The organism is Sphingobium sp. RAC03 (assembly GCF_001713415.1).
In the GTDB taxonomy this organism is placed as follows: domain Bacteria; phylum Pseudomonadota; class Alphaproteobacteria; order Sphingomonadales; family Sphingomonadaceae; genus Sphingobium.
Window position 1 is genome coordinate 1,149,093 of sequence record NZ_CP016456.1, and the last position, 16,746, is coordinate 1,165,838.

The window sequence follows — 16,746 nt, forward strand, 5'->3', positions numbered from 1 at the left end:
GATCAGGCCGTAAAGCCCGCCGGGTCCGCCCAGTCGGGGTGGGTCCAGGCCATCACCCGGAACAACGTCCCCATCGCCGCCTCATCGGTCAGCCGCATCCGTGCCGCCTCGATCTCTCCCGCGCGCGTGGGCGTTGCGCGGGCCAGTTGCTCGGCGCGCGGATCGATCCCCAATTGCCGCAGGAAATCGCCCTGCCCCACCGTGCCATGCACCCGCAGCCCCGCCTGTCGCGCCATATTGCCGATGACGCTGAAATCGACATGGGTGGTCAGGTCCACCTCGCCCGGATCGGTAAAGGGATCAGCAAACTTGTGCGCCTTGACGGCCTGTAGCGTGTCGCCGAGCAGCGGCCCTTCATAGCCATAGTCGATGATGATTGCCGCCCCGCCTTGCTTCGCGATGCGCTGCGCCAGGGCGTAGGCGATGCCGGCACCGACGATCGGCGTTTCGATGATCGCGCCATCCTGCGCCTGGGCGGCGATCGGCGGCAGGCCCGATTCGATCCGGCGATAGCCGGGGACGGGCAGAAAGGCAGCGTCCGCCTCGCGCCGGATCACCACCCGCTCGCGCCACTCGTCGCCGACGCGGATACATTGACGCACCGGCAGGGCATCGAAAAATTCATTGGCGACGACCAGCAGTGGTCCTTCATGCGGCAAGCTGTCGATACTGTCATGATGGGTGACATGGGGGATCAGCCCGCGTTGCCGGTCGCGCAGGACAGGGCTGGTCTCGACGCAGTGGACGCGGGGGGCGAGCGCCGCGCGCTCCATCGCCCGCAGCGCATCGACGGCCAACGTACCGCGGCCCGGCCCCAGCTCGGCATAGAGCGCACCGGGCCGCCGCCCCGACCGCATCCAGACATCGGCCAGGCACAAGCCCACCAACTCGCCGAACATCTGGCTGATTTCGGGCGCGGTGGTGAAGTCGCCCTCCAGCCCCAGCGGGTCGCGGGTCGCATAATAATGCTGGTTCGATTCGGCCATATAATGAGCGACCGAGATCGGCCCGCCTGCCGCAATTTGCCGCGTCAGTCGTTCCGCCAGCGGTAGCGGTTCAGCTGACACTCGCGCTGCCCGCTATCGGCTCCACCCGCACGCGGCGGCCCTTGGCGGTGAAGATGAGGTAGAGGCCGCCCAGGATCATCGGCAAGCACAGCCACTGGCCCATATGCAGACCGGTGCGCGCCGCGAATTCCATCAACTGCGCGTCAGCCTCGCGCACATATTCGACGCCGAAGCGGAAGCAGCCATAGCCGAGCAGGAAGATGCCCACGAGCATCCCCGGCTGATAGCGGGCGCGGGTGCGCCAGAAGGCGAAGGCGAGGATGGCGAACAGCACGGCCCCCTCCAGCGCGGCTTCATAGAGTTGGCTTGGATGACGCGGGAACGGCCCACCGGTGGGAAAGATGATGCCCCATGGCCCATCGGTTTCCTTGCCCCACAATTCGCCATTCACGAAATTGGCGAGGCGGCCGAAGAACAGGCCGAAGGGCACGCAGCAGGCGACATAATCGTGGATGCGCAGCCAGGACAGCTTCTCCTTGCGCGCCATGTAGAGGATGCCGAGCGAGACGCCCGCCGCGCCGCCGTGGAAGGACATGCCGCCATTCCAGAGCTTGAGGATATCGAGCGGGTTTTGCAGGATTTCCGGCTGATAGAAGATCACATAGGCGAGCCGCCCGCCGATGATGATGCCCAGCGTCGCATAGAAGATCATGTCGTCGGCATGCCGCCGGGCCATCGGCGATCCGGGCTGCGCGATCAGGCGCAGCAGATACCAATAGCCGATCAATATGCCCGCCAGATAGGCGAGGCTATACCATTTCAGCGTGAAGAACCCCAAGTCGAGGGCGACGGGACTAAGCCCCAGATCCTCGAAACGAATGGCGCTCGAAGCGGCGGCGGCAAGGTCCAGGATCAAATCGGCTTCCTTAGTGGCAAGACGTTGGCTGCCATAGAGGAAGCCCCGGCCAAGACCAAGAGGCTGTGGCGCAGCCGGGACGGTTTAGGTCGTCCCGGCCCCGCGTCCTATTGCGGCAGGCCCAAAGCCTTGACGATATCGGCCCAGGCGACGAGCTTGAAATTCTGCGCCGCCGCGCCATTCTGGCCATCCTGCGCGATGAACAGGCCGCCGGGATAGGCGGGGCCGAAATCGCCCAGCATCAGTTCGATGCCGTCGGTTTCCTCCGACCCGCCGATCGCGCCGTCGACCACGCGGAAGCGGCCGACATAGCTGTCGTCGCTGATGCGATAGACGACATAGGCATTGTCGCCCTGGCTGGAGACGAGGACATAGCCGTCCTTCTCTCCGATCGGGGCGATCGCGACGCCTTCGGCATCGGCGACGATATTCTTGCCGTCTGCGGCTGCGATCTTCGTGGGCGTGGTGCTGCCGCTGGCTCGCGCGTCGAAGCGCCACAGGCCGACATCCTCTTCCGCGACATAGAGCGTGCCGGTGCGGTCATCGACCGCACAGCCTTCCGACTGGGTGCCGAGCTTCATCGTTCGCACGATGCGGCCCGTGGGCGATGCGCCCGACGCATCGAGCGCGACCTGGTTGATCGTCCCGTCCTTGAGCACGATGAAAGCATAGAGACCGGCAGCGTCCGACCCCATGCACACCCCATAGGCTTCGCCCGCGCCGCCATCGATGGTGCCGAGCGCCGTCAGCTTGGCCGTCGCCGGATCAAGCCGGAACAGCGCCAGTTTGGCGCGTGCGACATCATTGCGGTCGGAGGCGACGACCAGAATGCCCGTGCCGCCGTTGATCGCGACGCCATCCTTCAGGTCGATATTATTGACCCGGCCCGCGTCGAGAAAGTCGCGCACCTTGCCGTCCAGCCCATAGACATAGACGCCCGCCTTCTTGTCGGTGCCCACGATCAGGCTGGCGGCGGGGTTCGCCGCATTGCGCCAGATCGCCGGATCATCGGCCGCATCGGCATTGGTGGTGCCGACCGGCGTCGTTTCGCCACGCGCGGTCACCGACACCGCCGGGGTGGCGTTGGCGATGCGCACGGCGATCGGCAATTCGACTTCGCCGGCGGCGCAGGCCGACAATGTAATAAAAGTGAAACCCGAAATCATCGAACTGTAATATTTCTTTCGCGATGCGGTCACGAATACCTCCTAGCGGCCCAATTCGACGGGCTAGATACAAGACACGGCCCGCTGGTCAATTAAACTATTCTCAATAGGGGGCAGATATGGTCGCGAGTAAGTGGCTGTTGTTTGGTTGCGCATCGATTGCGCTGTTTTCCGTTTCCGCCCAGGCGCAGGCACCTGCTGCCGCCGACGAGATCGCCAAGACGGACGGGCCGATTACCCAGGCGGCCGACATCGTCGTCATTGCTGGTATCGGCTATCGCGATCGCACCGACACCCCCGAACCCGTGCTGAAATATGGCACCGACTATTTTCAGCGTTTCGAGCCGCTGACCGCTGGCGATGCGCTCAAGCGCGTGCCCTCCGTCACCTTTCTGTCGGACGTCATCGAAAGCGACGCGCCGCGTCTGCGCGGCCTGCCGCCGGGCTATACCCAGATCCTGATCAATGGCGAGCGCGTCCCCGGCGGCAGCGCCGACCGCAGCTTTTTCCTCGACCGCATCCCCGCCGAACTGATCTCCAGCGTCGAGATTGTCCGCTCTTCCTCCGCGCGTCGCACGGGCGATGCGGTTGCGGGATCGCTCAACATCAATCTGCGCGACGGCTATGAACTGAATGGCGGTTATGTCCGGGCAGGCGGCCTCTATTATGACGACAAGGAAATCGAACCGAGCCTGGGCCTGGTCTGGGGCGGTCAGGTCGGTCCCGGCCGTCTGTTGCTGGGCGCGAACCTGCAGGGCCGTCACAATCCCAAGCAGAAGAAGAGCCTGCGCTACGGCGATTCGCCGGAAAACAACGCCAACTATGTGACCGACGATTTCGACAATCGCGAGGACCAGAGCGATACCCGCGACGGCAAGGATTACAGCTTCAACGGCAGCTATCAGATCGACGCGGGCGACACGACGTTCAAGCTCAACGGCTTTTATGTGAAGACCGACCGGACCGAAACGGAACGCAGCTTTGAATATGACGATCCGACCGCCGTCAATGGCCCGGTTCCCGTCGGCAGCCTGCTGAGCGACAATGCGAACGTCTCGAAGATTGATCAAGAGAATTTCTCGATCGACGGCAAGCTGAGCCATGAATGGGCGGCAGGTAAAACATCGCTGCGTTTGAGCTATGCCAAGTTCATCGAAGACCGGGCCGAAACCGAATATGAGATCGGCTTCGACGTGGATGAAGGGGACGATCCTGAATTTGAAGGCACGCTGACCCAAACGGATATCAAGGACAGCGAATTTTCGGCCAAGCTGGAGCATGAGGTTCCGCTCAATGACAGCATGAAATTCGTGTTCGGCGGCTTCTATCAGGACAAGAATCGCCGCAGCGGCATTTTCGAAGCTGAGCAGGAAGGCACTGGCAGCTTCACCTGGGATCAGTTCAGCCAGGATCCGACCGATCTTGCCACCGCCTTTGATGATGTGGAAGCGATCGACGGCGGCGATAACCGCATCAAGGAAAAGCGGCGCGATGCCTTTGCCTTGATCGAAGGTGACAGCGGCAGCCTGAAGTGGGAGGCGGGCCTGCGCTATGAAAATACCAAGGTCCGTATCACCGACTATACGGTCGCGGCGGCGATCGCGGACCAGGACAGCAGCTATGATGCTTTCCTGCCATCGGCGTCGTTCAAATATTCGCTGACCAGCAATGACCGCATCATCGGGTCGGTCGCGCGCACGCTGCGTCGCCCCGAATTCAACTATCTGACCCCGGCGGTTCTGGAAGAGGAAGTGGGTGACAGCGACCTGCTCGGCAATCCGCAGCTTGGCCCGGAAACCGCCTGGGGCTTCGACATCGGTTATGAACATCGCATGGGAACGGGCGGCATTTTCGGCGTCAATTTCTTCTATCGCGACGTCAAGAATCTGATCGAACTGACCAATACCGGCGAAGAAGGCTCCGAAGGCGAAGGCACGTTCGTATACCAGCCGATGAATGTCGGTGACGGCAAGGTGTGGGGCGTGGAATTTGACCTGTCTTCGGACCTTGGCTTCATCGGCCTGCCCAATACCGGCATCTTCGGCAACCTCTCGCTGCTCGACAGCAAGATCACCGACGCGCTGGGGGAACGGCGGTTCAACGATCAGTCGAAATATGTCTATAATTTCGGCTTCATCCAGGATCTGCCGCAAGCGGGCGCGGCGTTCGGTGCGACCTATCGCAAACAGGGTAGCGCCTTTGGCCGGGTGATCGCCGAGGAAGTGACCACCACCTATGGCGCGGACCTCGAAATCTTCGTTGAAAAGCGCTTCGGCAAGACCTTCACCATTCGCGCGGTCGGTTCCAACCTGCTGAACGGTGCCAAGGCCGAGAAATTCAACAAGTTCGACAATCTGGCCGACCAGATCGATCGCAACTTCGACGAATATGAGTTGGAAAGCGAAAAGGCCGGCCCCGTGTTCCAGATCATGGCGCGCTACGCCTTCTGATCCAGCATCAGGTCGTAAAGGGAGGGGCTGCGCGGTGCGCGGCCCCTTTTTTTGTTGAGCCACTCGCCATCCCCTCAATGAAAGTCGCGCGAGCCCGGCAATATCCGTACCTGGCGCGGATGGGTGGCGGTGCGCGGTGGGGGGTTGCCGGTGCCGTCACCGCTGTGGGTCAGGCGGCCCAGCGCGTCGCTGCGGTCATGCACGCGAACAGCCATCAAGTGGACGACGCCTTCCTTGCTGCGCTGGATTTCGCCCTCCACCAGCATCAGCCGCGATGCCATCACTGCGCGCCGCTGCATTTCGAACAGCCGTGCCCAGAGCAGGATATTGGCGACGCCGGTTTCATCCTCGATCGTGATGAAGACGGCATTGCCCTTGCCCGGCCGTTGCCGCACCAGCACCACGCCCGCCACCTGCACCCGCGCGCCATTTTTGGCTGCGCTCGCCTGCGCGCAACTCAGCACGCCCTCGGCGGCGAAGGCTGGGCGCAGAAACTGCATCGGATGACCTTTGAGCGACAGGCGCGTCACCTGATAATCGGTCGCCACCTGCTCGGCGAGCGGCATGGCGGGCAGCATGGCGTCTGGTTCCTCGCCCAGTTCCCGCGCCGCCCGATCCTGTCGCCGCGCCGCAGCGAAGAGCGGCAGTTCGTCGGACGGCGTGCGCCGTGCCTCCCATAAGGCAGCGCGCCGGTCCTGCCCCAAGGAACGGCAGGCATCGGCGTCGGCGAGCAGGCGGAGCGCGCGCGCGGGCAGGCCCGCCCGGCGCGCCAGATCCTCGATACTGACAAAGGGGGCGTCGGCCCGCGCCGCCGCCATCTGCGCCGCCCAGCTTTCGCGAAACCCATCGACCTGTCGCAACCCCAGCCGCAGCGCCAGGGCTGGCCCCGTCCCCTCCCCCCGATCCGTCCGGCGCGCCCGGTCGATCGGCTCCAGCCCATTGTCCCACTGGCTGGCATTCACATCGACACCCTGCACGGTCACGCCATGGGCGCGCGCGTCCCGCACCAGTTGCGCTGGCGCGTAGAAGCCCATCGGCTGCGCATTGAGGAGCGCGCAGGCAAAGACCGCGGGCTGATGGCATTTGAGCCAGGCCGACACATAGACGAGCCGGGCAAAGGAGAGCGCGTGACTCTCCGGGAAGCCGTAGCTGCCAAAGCCTTCGATCTGCTTGAAACAGCGTTCGGCAAAATCGCGCTGATAGCCGCGCGCGGTCATGCCTTTGACCAGCTTTTCGCGGAAATGATGGATGGTGCCGACATTGCGGAATGTCGCCATGGCGCGGCGTAGCTGGTTGGCTTCCGACGGGGTGAAGCCCGCGGCGACGATGGCCAGCTTCATTGCCTGCTCCTGAAACAGCGGCACGCCATAGGTGGCCCCAAGCAATGTTCTCAATTCATGGGGATTATGCGGTGGTGCGGGATGCGGAAATTCCGGCTCCTCTTCCCCGCAGCGCCGCCGCAGATAGGGGTGGACCATATCTCCTTCGATCGGTCCAGGCCGCACGATCGCGACCTGGACCGTCAAATCATAAAGGGTGCGGGGGCGCAGGCGCGGCAGCATATTGATCTGCGCCCGGCTCTCCACCTGGAACACGCCGATGCTGTCGCCTTTGCACAGCATGTCGTAAACGGCTGCATCATCGGAATTGATATCGACCGTCAGGTCGTGATCCCCCAGTCCGTGACAGCGCATCAGTTGATAAGCCTTGCGGATGCAACTGAGCATCCCAAGCGCCAGCACATCGACCTTCATCAAGCCCAGCGCATCAATGTCATCCTTGTCCCACTCGATGAAACTGCGGTCGGGCATGGCGGCATTGTGGATCGGCACGGTTTCGTCCAACCGATTCTGCGTCAGCACGAAGCCGCCGACATGCTGCGACAGGTGGCGCGGGAAAGGTGCTTTTATCAGTTGCTCGACTAGCCCCCGCAGCCGCACGACCTCCGGATTGTCGAGGGCGAAGCCAGCATCGATAATCCGCGCTTCGCCCAGGTCACCGGAATGGCTGCCCCATATCGTCGCCGACAAGCGCATCGCCACATCTTCGCTGAGGCCCAGCACCTTGGCCACTTCGCGCAGCGCGCTGCGGGACCGATAATGGATGACGGTCGCAGCGATGCCCGCCCGCTCGCGGCCATAGCGGCGATAGATATATTGCATCACTTCCTCGCGCCGCTCATGTTCGAAATCGACGTCGATGTCGGGCGGCTCGTCGCGCTCTTCCGACACGAAACGGGAAAAAAGCAGGTCATGCTTCATCGGATCGACCGATGTAACGCCCAGCAGGAAGCAGACGATGGAATTGGCCGCCGATCCCCGCCCTTGGCATAATATGGGCGGCTTTCGGGTGCGGGCGAACCGGACTAGGTCATGGACGGTCAGGAAATAATAAGCATATTTCTGGATGCGGATCAGCCGCAGTTCCTGGCCGATCAATGCCCTGACTTTTTGCGGCAACGCTCGGCCATAATGCCGTTTCGCCCGTCGCCGCACCATATCCTCCAACCAATCGTCCGGTGACCAGCCGGAGGGAACCGGCTCATGCGGATATTCATATTGAAGGTCGTTAAGCTTGAAATCGATGCGGGCGATGAACCGGATCGTTTCGGCAATCGCATCGGGGCAGGCGGCAAAGAGCCGCGCCATTTCCGCAGGCGGTTTCAGAAACCGTTCGGCATTGGCGTGCAATAGGCGACCCGCCGTTCTGAGGGTCGTACCCGTCCGGATGCAGGTCAGGACATCCTGCACGGGACGTGCGGTTTCGGCGGCATAGAGTATGTCGTTCGTCGCGATCAGCGGCACCCCCAATTCCCTGGCGACAGCTTGCATCATCGCCATATGGCGGGCATCGCGGCCTTCGTAGCGCATGGACAGACCAAGCCAGACGCGGCCGGGTGCCTTTTCCTGCAATCGTTGCGCTACCTGTTGCCATGTCGGTGGGGAAGCAGGCGGCACCAGGCGCAAATGCCCGGCAGGCGTCTCTTCTTCTTCTTCGTCGGCCGCATAGACAGGGGGTGCGCGATGGGCCTGCTGCGCTTGCCCGGTAGAAAAGGGTAGGACGATCAACAGCATATCTTCAAGATGCACGAGCAAATCGCCAAACCGCAGAATGCAGTCGCCCTTGACCGCCCGGATATTCCCCTTGGTCAGCAATCGGGTCAGCCGTCCCCATCCCAGGCGGGTCGTTGGATAGGCGATGATGTCCGGCGTGCCATCGACGAACACCAACCGCGCGCCAACGATCAGCCGCAGGTCGGTTTCACACGCTGCTTCTTCCTGTGGTGTCAGTAGGGCGGGTTCGCCCTTCTCCTCCCGCGCTTTCAACAGTGCGGCGCGTGCCTTGTCCGGTGCCTCACGCAGCGCGACATACGCGCGAACGACACCGGCCACGCTGTTCCTGTCGGCAATACCGATCGCCTTGAGGCGGAGATGGATCGCCTGTCCGACCAAGTCGGCGGGATGCGATGCACCATGAAGGAAACTATAATGGCTCATCGCCACCAGTTCGGCGAAATCTGGTCCCCCCTTGTCCAGAGGTCGATGCTCCTCCACCCGCCTTCCAGCCGCATGCTTTGCTGCGAACTGATCCAGTTCGGGCCGGTCGGCCGATTTGGGCTTGGCTGGGTCCGGTCCTTTGCGGCGGCTGTTCATGCGAACAGGCCGTGGAGATACCAGCCGGGGTCAGGCGTCTCCGCGCCATAGAGGCCGTGGCGGAACAGCCAGTAGCGGCGGCCGCGCGCATCTTCGACCCGGTAATAGTCGCGCGTCTTGCCGATACTGTCCCCCTCGATTGCGCCATCCTTCGCACGCCACCATTCGGGCGCGATCCGTTCGGGGCCTTCGAAGCGGACCACGTCATGCAGCGCGCGCCGCCAGCGGAAGCGGTGCGGCGGACCATCGGGCACGCCCGCGACCACGTCGATCGACTGGGGCGGATCGAACAAATGGATCGGGCGCAGCGGCGGGTCGCCCGGTTCGCCGACCGGCCCCCAGTCGGCGGGCGCGCGCACCTCGACGGCGGGCAGCGCCAGTTGCGCCTGTTCCGGAATATGGCTGTCGCGCGGCACCAGTCGCTGGATGCGTCCGCGCCCGGCCCGGATCGACAGCCGATCGACCAGCGCCGCCACGCTTTCGCCCTTGCGCGCTTCGCCCCCTTCGAGCGCCAATTGAGTGGCGGCCATCGGCTCGGCCAGCGGCACGGTCAGGCGCAGCATGTCGAAGCCGAAGCCGGGATCTATGGGATCGGACAAGGCGTCGATCCGCTCGCGCATCAGCCGCAGGATGGACGGGGCATCGCGCACGGGCAGGCCGGTTTCGACGCGCAGCGGGAAGGCGAGGCCATCGCTGCGGAAAAAGACCGCTTCGAACCGACGCCCCCCCTGCCCGCGTTCGGCCAGTTGCTCGCCGGCTTCCGTGGCCATCTCCTCCAGCCGCTTGAGCGCATAGGCGGTGCTGCCGATCGGTTCGGCAAAGCGGCGGTCGATGCGGATGGCGGGGCTGGCGCGGCGGGGCGCGAGCGGGCGGTGCCCCAGTCCCAACAGCGCATGGAGCGCATCGACCGCTTCCGCGCCGAAGCGCGCCGCCAGCGTCGCGGCGGGACGGGCCGCAAGATCGCCCACCGTCCGCAGGCCCGCCCGGCGCAGCGCCACCGCGCTTTCATCCTCCAGCCGCAACGCCTCTACCGGCAGGCGGCGGATCGTTGCCGCTTCGTCGGGTGCGGGGGGCACGGGAAAGCGGGCGAGCGCGTGGGCCGCTTCGGGACTGGCGGCGATCGCATGGCGCACGCGCATACCATAGCGCTCCAGCCGGTCGGCCGCGTCGCGTGCCAGCGCTTCTTCCCCACCCCAGAGATGATCGCAGCCGCTGATATCGAGCATCAGCCCGTCGGGACCATCAAGCGCGGCGTTGGGGGTGTAGCGCCCGCAGCCATCGCACAGCCGTTCGAGCCAATCCTGATCGGCATGCGGCTGGGCATCGAACACGCGCAGGTCCGGTTCGCGCGCGCGTGCGTCGGCCAGGGTCATGGCCGGCAGCAAGCCGATGGCCAACCCGTCGGCATCGACACTCGCGAGCCGCATCGCCCCGCGCACCGGTTCGACGATGACCGCCGGGCCGTTGCCGCCCGCCGCCCATTGATCAGGCCGCGCGACCCGCAGACGGTCCAGCGCCAGGAAGGGAAAATGCAGCGCCAGATAGCGGCGCGTCGCGGATGTCGTCATCGTCATGGCGTTCATCTGCCGCGTCTCCAAATTCGCCCCTGTTGCTGTCCCAATATAGTCGCCACGTCATTCCGTCCGGCCCTGCCCGGCGGCGCAGCAGGGTGATATCGAAGGCGCTTTGGCCTGGTGCCTGGCCCGACAGCGGGGCGGAGGGGGCCGCCGCCACGCGCCAGCGCGTTTCGGCGGCACTGGGCACCGGATCACCGCCGATCCGCAGCAGCAGCGCGGTCACGCCCGATGTTTCCGCCGCCAGCGCCAATCGACGGCTCGCGGTCAGGTCCAGCAAGGGCGCGGGGCCGCGCAGATCGATGAGCAGCGCGCCCAGCGCCGGGCAACGCAAAGCATCCACGGCGGCGCGCAGCAGCATCGCGTCGTCGGCCATCATGCCGATCAGCAACCGTTGCGGGTCCAGTCCCAGCGCCGCCAGCCCCGGACCATAAGGCGCACCCGCCACCCGCACCGCCGTCGCGTTGCGCAGCCACAATAAGGGTGCGTCGCGCCCGGCCTGGCGCATCCAGAGCAGGGCGAGGCCAGCGGCGGCGCCTTCCTCTTCGACGCTGGCGAAAATCTCATGCACGCGGCCTTGCGCCAGTCCGCCGCCCAGTGCGGCGTCCATTGCGGCAGGACCACAGGTAAAGCGCGGCGAGGCCTCCACCGCTGGCGCGCGGTCCAGCGTGGCGATATGCCGCTTGAGCGCGGCGAGACTGTGAATCGACTCGGCCATTCCACTTGTTCCCTTTATGTTCTTTTTCGGAGCAAGCGGGGTCGCTGTCAATGCAGGAGCGATGATTGGAGTCGAATGGGGCGACGGCCGCGCCGCCCCATCGGACGATTATTCGGCGTCGACCGGCGTGACGCTGATCGACTGGGCGTTCATCTGGCCGCCGCCGAAGATGGTCATGAAGGCGATGTCGGTGGCGTCGCGGCCGACGGCGATGCGGACCATGGTTTCGACCGGCGCAAGGCCCGTCGAGTCGACCAGATGCCAGGCGCCATCGAGCCAGACTTCGACCACGGCGTGAAAGTCCGGCGGTTCAAGGCCGAGCGCATAGACCGACACCAGTCGTGCGGGAATGTCGCGCGAGCGGATAAGGGCGGCGGTCAGGTGGGCGAAGTCGCGGCAGACGCCTTGCTGGGCGACGAAAGTGTCGGCCGCCGTGGTGGTGGCGTCGGAGCTACCCGACACATAGACCAGATTCTCGTTCACCCATTGGACCAGCGCCTGCACCAAGGCGCCGCCTTCCAGATCGGGAAAATGGCCGCAGACGAAGCTGACGAACCGGTCGGCTTCGCAATAGCGGCTTGGCCAGATGAAGGGCAGCACATCTTCGGGCAGGCTGGGCAGCGGGCTTTTGTCGAGGGTGGCGAGATCGACGGTCGGCCGCTCCACGTCCACGGTCGCGCGGAACGTGCTGACCATCCGGCCGGTGCCGGTGCGGGTCCAGGTGCGACGGCCAATGCCATTGCCGCCGATCTTGTTGGTCAAAGGCCCGGCATTCTGGATGATGTGGGACTGTTCGACGATGCGCTGGTCGGGCATCGCGGCGGCCTCCACCGCCAGGAGCACGTCGGTTGGCTGGGCGAAATCATAGTCCAGTATCGCTTCGATCGCGACGCGCATGGGATGCCTTTCTGTCAGGGAATATGCGCCAAACGCGCGGATAGGGAGTCCGGGTCCGCATGCTCCAAAAGCAGCATTGCGAAGCCGCAGGCACAAGGCAAGGGAGATGGTGGCGGGCGCTTAACTTCGCACTTTTCCCGTACATTTCGACATAATCTTGCGCCCGGCTGATCCTATCGGAACGCGGACCGCCCCCGCCTCGCCGATCACGGTAAAAGGCCCGCCCCACCACGGGACGGGCCTTTTCAGTGCGTGAAGCGAAAGCGCGAACGAGCCAGGCTGTCTCGTCCGGCTGATCCGGCCGGACGAGGAGGGCAGCCCTTATTCGTCGTCGTCATCCGCTTCGGGTCCGGTCATCAGGGCTTCGGCCACCGCTTCAGTCTTGCTGCGGATTGCCTTTTCCAGCTTGTCGGCCAGTTCGGGATTGCCCTTGAGGAAGGTCTTGGAATTTTCGCGGCCTTGGCCGATGCGGATCGAATCATAGGAGAACCAGGCACCCGACTTCTCGACGATCCCGGCCTTGACGCCAAGGTCGAGAATTTCGCCGATCTTGGAAATGCCTTCGCCATACATGATGTCGAATTCGACCTGTTTGAACGGCGGCGCGACCTTGTTCTTGACCACCTTCACGCGGGTCGCGTTGCCGACGATATCGTCGCGATCCTTGATCTGGCCGGTGCGACGGATGTCGAGGCGAACCGAGGCGTAGAATTTGAGCGCGTTGCCGCCCGTCGTGGTTTCCGGGTTGCCGTACATCACGCCGATTTTCATCCGCACCTGGTTGATGAAGATGACCATACATTTGGAGCGCGAGATCGAGCCGGTCAGCTTGCGCAACGCCTGGGACATGAGGCGCGCCTGCAGGCCGACATGGCTGTCGCCCATCTCGCCTTCGATTTCCGCGCGCGGCACCAGCGCCGCGACCGAATCGATCACCAGAATGTCGATGGCGTTGGAGCGCACCAGCGTATCGACGATTTCGAGCGCCTGCTCACCCGTATCGGGCTGCGACACGATCAGTTCGTCGATGTTGACGCCCAGCTTCTTGGCATAGCCCGGATCAAGCGCATGTTCGGCATCGACGAATGCGGCCGTGCCACCGATCTTCTGCGCTTCGGCGATGGCGTGCAGCGCCAGCGTCGTCTTGCCCGAACTTTCCGGGCCGTAAATCTCGATGATCCGCCCCTTGGGCAGGCCGCCAATGCCAAGTGCGATGTCGAGTCCGAGCGAGCCGGTCGAGATCGCCTCGATCTCCAGTTTCTCGCGCGACCCCAGCTTCATCGCGCTGCCCTTGCCGAAGGCGCGGTCGATCTGGGCCAGCGCCGCGTCCAATGCTTTCTGTCTGTCCATAGTCCCGTTCTTCTTGGAATCGATGAGGGATAGCATTGCGGTCATGAGCCAATCTCCTGTCAAGCGGAGCCGCCGACTCGGTCGGCGTCTTGGTCATGATGTATCTCTTTTGTTCTACCAGAACAAGGGGAGAACGGAAATTTCCTATCAGGCCGCGAATATCTTGCCGAGCGCCCGTTCGACCGCGCCGATGGTAAAGGGCTTGGCCAATGTCGGTCGGTCGGCATGCACCGGCGGCAGATCGTCGGCCATGCCGCCGGTCGCAAAGACGAAGGGAATCGACTGTTGCGCCAACAGGTCGGCAACCGGCCAGCTTTTTTCGCCATGAAGATTACAATCGACCAGCGCCGCGTCGAAACCACCGTCGCGCGCATAGGCGCAGGCTTCATCGACGCTCGCCGCGACCGCATGTAGTCGATAGCCCAATGCGTCGAGATAATCTTCCAGCATCATCCCGATCATCGCTTCATCTTCGACGATCAAAATGCTTTTGCCTTCAGTCATGCGTGGCAGTCCCCTGTTTGCGATGCTCGTCCGCTACCGTATCGCCGCAGGCTTGCCCAGCATAATTGCTTTGATCCAACGCAAGCTCAATCGATCGGCGACCTGACCGCCATCGCGTCGCGCGCGGCCTCCGCTAGCTGACTGACGGAAAAGGGTTTGGGCAGGAAGGCGACATTGGCGATGTCGATCGATTTGCGCAATTGCTCCTCGGCATAGCCGGACATGAACAAGACCGGCAGGTCAGGCCGGGCGCGCCGGGCGCGGGCGACCATCGAGGGGCCGTCCATATTGGGCATGACCACATCCGAAATGAGCAGGTCGATCCTGTCGGTATTCGCCAGCACTTCGAGCCCCTGTTCGCCGTCATTGGCGGTCAGCACGGTATAGCCCTGCCGCGTCAGCGCGCGTTCGGCGACGGCGCGGACCATGTCTTCGTCCTCCACCAGCAGGATCGTGCCGGTGCCCCATGTTTCGCTGCGCTTGACCGGCGCCTTGACCGGCGCGACCTCCTGCGCATCGGCGCCGGCATAGACCGGCAGATAGATGACGAAGCTCGCCCCGCGCCCCATTTCCGATTCCGCGAAGATATAGCCGCCCGATTGCTTGACGATGCCATAGACGGTGGAAAGGCCAAGGCCGGTGCCCTTGCCTAGTTCCTTGGTGGTGAAGAAGGGCTCGAAAATCTTGGCCAATATGTCGGGCGGGATGCCAAGCCCCGTGTCCGACACGCGCAGCGCGCTATAGTCGCCGGCGGGCAAGATCTGCTGGCGCATTTCCCGCACCTTGATCGCGGGCACGGCATAGGTCTGGATATTGAGCGTGCCGCCTTCGGGCATGGCATCGCGGGCGTTGACCGCCAGGTTGACGATCACCTGCTCCATCTGGCCGGGGTCGGCACGCACCGCGCCGAGGTTACGGCCATGATTGACCTCCAGCTTCACATTTTCGCCAAGCAGGCGCTTCAAGAGGTTGGACACGTCGGCGACGATGTCGGGCAGTTGCAGGATTTGCGGGCGCAACGTCTGCTGGCGCGAGAAGGCGAGCAATTGCCGGGTCAGGCCCGCGGCGCGGTTGCTGTTCGACTTGATCTGCTGAAGATCGTCATAATCGCTGTCGCCCGGCGCATGGCGCATCAGCATCAGGTCGCAATGGCCGATGATCGCGGTCAGGATATTGTTGAAATCATGCGCGACGCCGCCCGCCAGCTGGCCGATCGCCTGCATCTTGGTCGCCTGCGCCACCTGCCGCTTGAGCTTGCTCTCTTCGCTATTGTCCTTGAGGCTGAGCAGCACCGCCGCTTCGCCCAGGCCGCGCACGCCCGCCAGACTGAGCGCTACGGGCTCGTCGGGCTGGTCGCGCATCCGCACCGCGATGTCGCCCGACATTTGCGGGCCGACGGCAAAGCGCCGCACCGCGTCGGCGACCGCCGCCTGATCTTCCCGCACCACCAGATCGCCCGGATAGCTGGGCGTTTCGCCGGGCTTGAGGCCCACCACGCGTGCAAAGGCATTGTTGACGAACAGCACCCGCCCGTCGCGATCCGCCATGGCGAGGCCGAAGGGCAGTAGCGAGAGCAAAGTTTCGATATAGGAGAGCGCCGACGTGCCGCCACCACCGGCCGGTTCGTCGATCAGCAGCAGCAGCATCGGGCCGTCCTGCGCCGAACCCTGCGCGCCATTGGCCTGGATCGCCCGTTTCAAAGGCACCTGGAGCAGGCGGAGCGGCAGCCCGCCTTGTTCCTCACGCGCGAGGAACAATCGCGACTTGTCATCGACCCGCATATGCGCGGCGAAATCGCGGCCGATGATATTGGCATCGATCCGTCCGGCTGCCCGGAGCAGAAAGGCACCGTTGGCGGCGCGGATGCGGCCTTCGCCACCGATCATGACGGCCATCACGCCCGCTTCGCCCAATTGACGGCCCGCCTCCCCGGTCAGCAGCCGGTGGACATCATCCAGCGCGCTCGGCTGGCGGACAGGGGTGAAGCGCCAGAGCAGATAATCCTCCGCGCGGCCCGTGCGGGCGATATCGACATCGAGGCGAAGCCCGCCCTGCGCTACCCCCTCGACCCGCGCTTCGCCATCGCGCCAGGCGGCGCGCGACGCAAGCGACAGGCTTTCGGTCAGCGCCGCTTCGCCGGTAACGCCGGGCGGGGTGGGGTAGCCGGGGAACCATTGCCCGAACAGGTCGCTGGCGCAGACCAGCCGCCCGGCCCGATCCGTGACGGCGATCGCCATGCTGGAGGCGTCGGCCGCGGCGCGCGCCACGGTCCAGTCGGGGGTGGCTTCGCCCGCCGCCACATGCGCGGGGTAAAGGCGGCGCGCCCACGCCATCAATGCGGCAATGACCAGCAGGGTGGCCGCAAAGCCGGCAGCCAGCGCGGCATGGCCGATCGCGTAGAAAATGAGCGCAGCCGACAGACCAGCCGCCAGCAGCAACAGCGGCAGCGCGAGGCGCGAAGATGACTGCGTCAGCCATGCTTCTCCATCCTTGTTCAGCCGCGCGGCCATG

The 16,746-nt window shown here is 64.3% G+C and carries 11 protein-coding genes; 1 reads left to right on the plus strand and 10 read right to left on the minus strand.

Annotation, left to right across the window (positions count from 1 at the left end; all coding sequences use genetic code 11):
* Nucleotides 1-2: 2 nt before the first annotated feature.
* The 3 genes from BSY17_RS10105 to BSY17_RS10115 form a co-directional block, all read right to left on the minus strand.
* On the minus strand, nt 3-1,067 hold the full coding sequence (locus tag BSY17_RS10105) for a class I SAM-dependent methyltransferase (RefSeq protein ID WP_069065421.1): 1,065 nt from the start codon (nt 1,065-1,067) through the stop codon (nt 3-5).
* Entirely contained in the window at nt 1,057-1,923 is an 867-nt protein-coding gene (gene lgt / locus BSY17_RS10110) for a prolipoprotein diacylglyceryl transferase (protein ID WP_069065422.1), read from the minus strand. The genes BSY17_RS10105 and lgt overlap by 11 nt, the downstream gene beginning before the upstream one ends.
* A 107-nt stretch (nt 1,924-2,030) precedes the next feature.
* Nucleotides 2,031-3,089 (minus strand): phytase, encoded by a 1,059-nt coding sequence (locus BSY17_RS10115; RefSeq protein WP_069065423.1) that lies wholly within the window; start codon nt 3,087-3,089, stop codon nt 2,031-2,033.
* Nucleotides 3,090-3,208: 119 nt separating this feature from the next.
* Between BSY17_RS10115 and BSY17_RS10120 the strand changes: the two genes are divergently transcribed.
* A complete protein-coding gene (locus tag BSY17_RS10120; protein WP_069065424.1) occupies nt 3,209-5,539 on the plus strand; it encodes a TonB-dependent receptor plug domain-containing protein in 2,331 nt (776 codons plus the stop codon).
* Nucleotides 5,540-5,613: 74 nt separating this feature from the next.
* On the opposite strand, the gene BSY17_RS10125 is transcribed toward BSY17_RS10120, so the two are convergent.
* The 7 genes from BSY17_RS10125 to BSY17_RS10155 form a co-directional block, all read right to left on the minus strand.
* Nucleotides 5,614-9,192 carry an error-prone DNA polymerase gene (locus tag BSY17_RS10125; RefSeq protein WP_069065425.1) on the minus strand — a complete coding sequence of 1,193 codons (3,579 nt, stop codon included), beginning with the start codon at nt 9,190-9,192 and terminating at the stop codon, nt 5,614-5,616.
* Nucleotides 9,189-10,766 carry a Y-family DNA polymerase gene (locus tag BSY17_RS10130; RefSeq protein ID WP_150125842.1) on the minus strand — a complete coding sequence of 526 codons (1,578 nt, stop codon included), beginning with the start codon at nt 10,764-10,766 and terminating at the stop codon, nt 9,189-9,191. Before BSY17_RS10130 ends, BSY17_RS10125 begins: the two co-directional genes overlap by 4 nt.
* A complete protein-coding gene (locus BSY17_RS10135; RefSeq protein ID WP_069065427.1) occupies nt 10,678-11,484 on the minus strand; it encodes an ImuA family protein in 807 nt (268 codons plus the stop codon). Before BSY17_RS10135 ends, BSY17_RS10130 begins: the two co-directional genes overlap by 89 nt.
* A gap of 108 nt (nt 11,485-11,592) precedes the next feature.
* On the minus strand, nt 11,593-12,381 hold the full coding sequence (locus tag BSY17_RS10140) for a transglutaminase-like domain-containing protein (RefSeq protein WP_069065428.1): 789 nt from the start codon (nt 12,379-12,381) through the stop codon (nt 11,593-11,595).
* Between the two features lie 321 nt (nt 12,382-12,702).
* Nucleotides 12,703-13,776, minus strand: a complete 1,074-nt coding sequence (recA, locus tag BSY17_RS10145) for a recombinase RecA (RefSeq protein ID WP_069065429.1) — start codon at nt 13,774-13,776, stop codon at nt 12,703-12,705.
* Between the two features lie 102 nt (nt 13,777-13,878).
* Nucleotides 13,879-14,235, minus strand: coding sequence for a response regulator (locus tag BSY17_RS10150; protein WP_069065430.1), 357 nt, complete (start codon nt 14,233-14,235; stop codon nt 13,879-13,881).
* 86 nt (nt 14,236-14,321) lie between these two features.
* Complete coding sequence (locus BSY17_RS10155) at nt 14,322-16,745, minus strand: response regulator (protein WP_069065431.1); 2,424 nt, start codon at nt 16,743-16,745, stop codon at nt 14,322-14,324.
* Between the last annotated feature and the right edge of the window lies 1 nt (nt 16,746).

Coding starts and splice junctions, on each gene's coding strand:
- BSY17_RS10115 (WP_069065423.1), bottom strand. CDS start 3,089: ATGATTTCGGGTTTCACTTTTATTACATTGTCGGCCTGCGCCGCCGGC.
- BSY17_RS10120 (WP_069065424.1), top strand. CDS start 3,209: ATGGTCGCGAGTAAGTGGCTGTTGTTTGGTTGCGCATCGATTGCGCTG.
- BSY17_RS10125 (WP_069065425.1), bottom strand. CDS start 9,192: ATGAACAGCCGCCGCAAAGGACCGGACCCAGCCAAGCCCAAATCGGCC.
- BSY17_RS10130 (WP_150125842.1), bottom strand. CDS start 10,766: ATGACGATGACGACATCCGCGACGCGCCGCTATCTGGCGCTGCATTTT.
- BSY17_RS10135 (WP_069065427.1), bottom strand. CDS start 11,484: ATGGCCGAGTCGATTCACAGTCTCGCCGCGCTCAAGCGGCATATCGCC.
- BSY17_RS10140 (WP_069065428.1), bottom strand. CDS start 12,381: ATGCGCGTCGCGATCGAAGCGATACTGGACTATGATTTCGCCCAGCCA.
- recA (WP_069065429.1), bottom strand. CDS start 13,776: ATGACCGCAATGCTATCCCTCATCGATTCCAAGAAGAACGGGACTATG.
- BSY17_RS10150 (WP_069065430.1), bottom strand. CDS start 14,235: ATGACTGAAGGCAAAAGCATTTTGATCGTCGAAGATGAAGCGATGATC.
- BSY17_RS10155 (WP_069065431.1), bottom strand. CDS start 16,745: ATGGCCGCGCGGCTGAACAAGGATGGAGAAGCATGGCTGACGCAGTCA.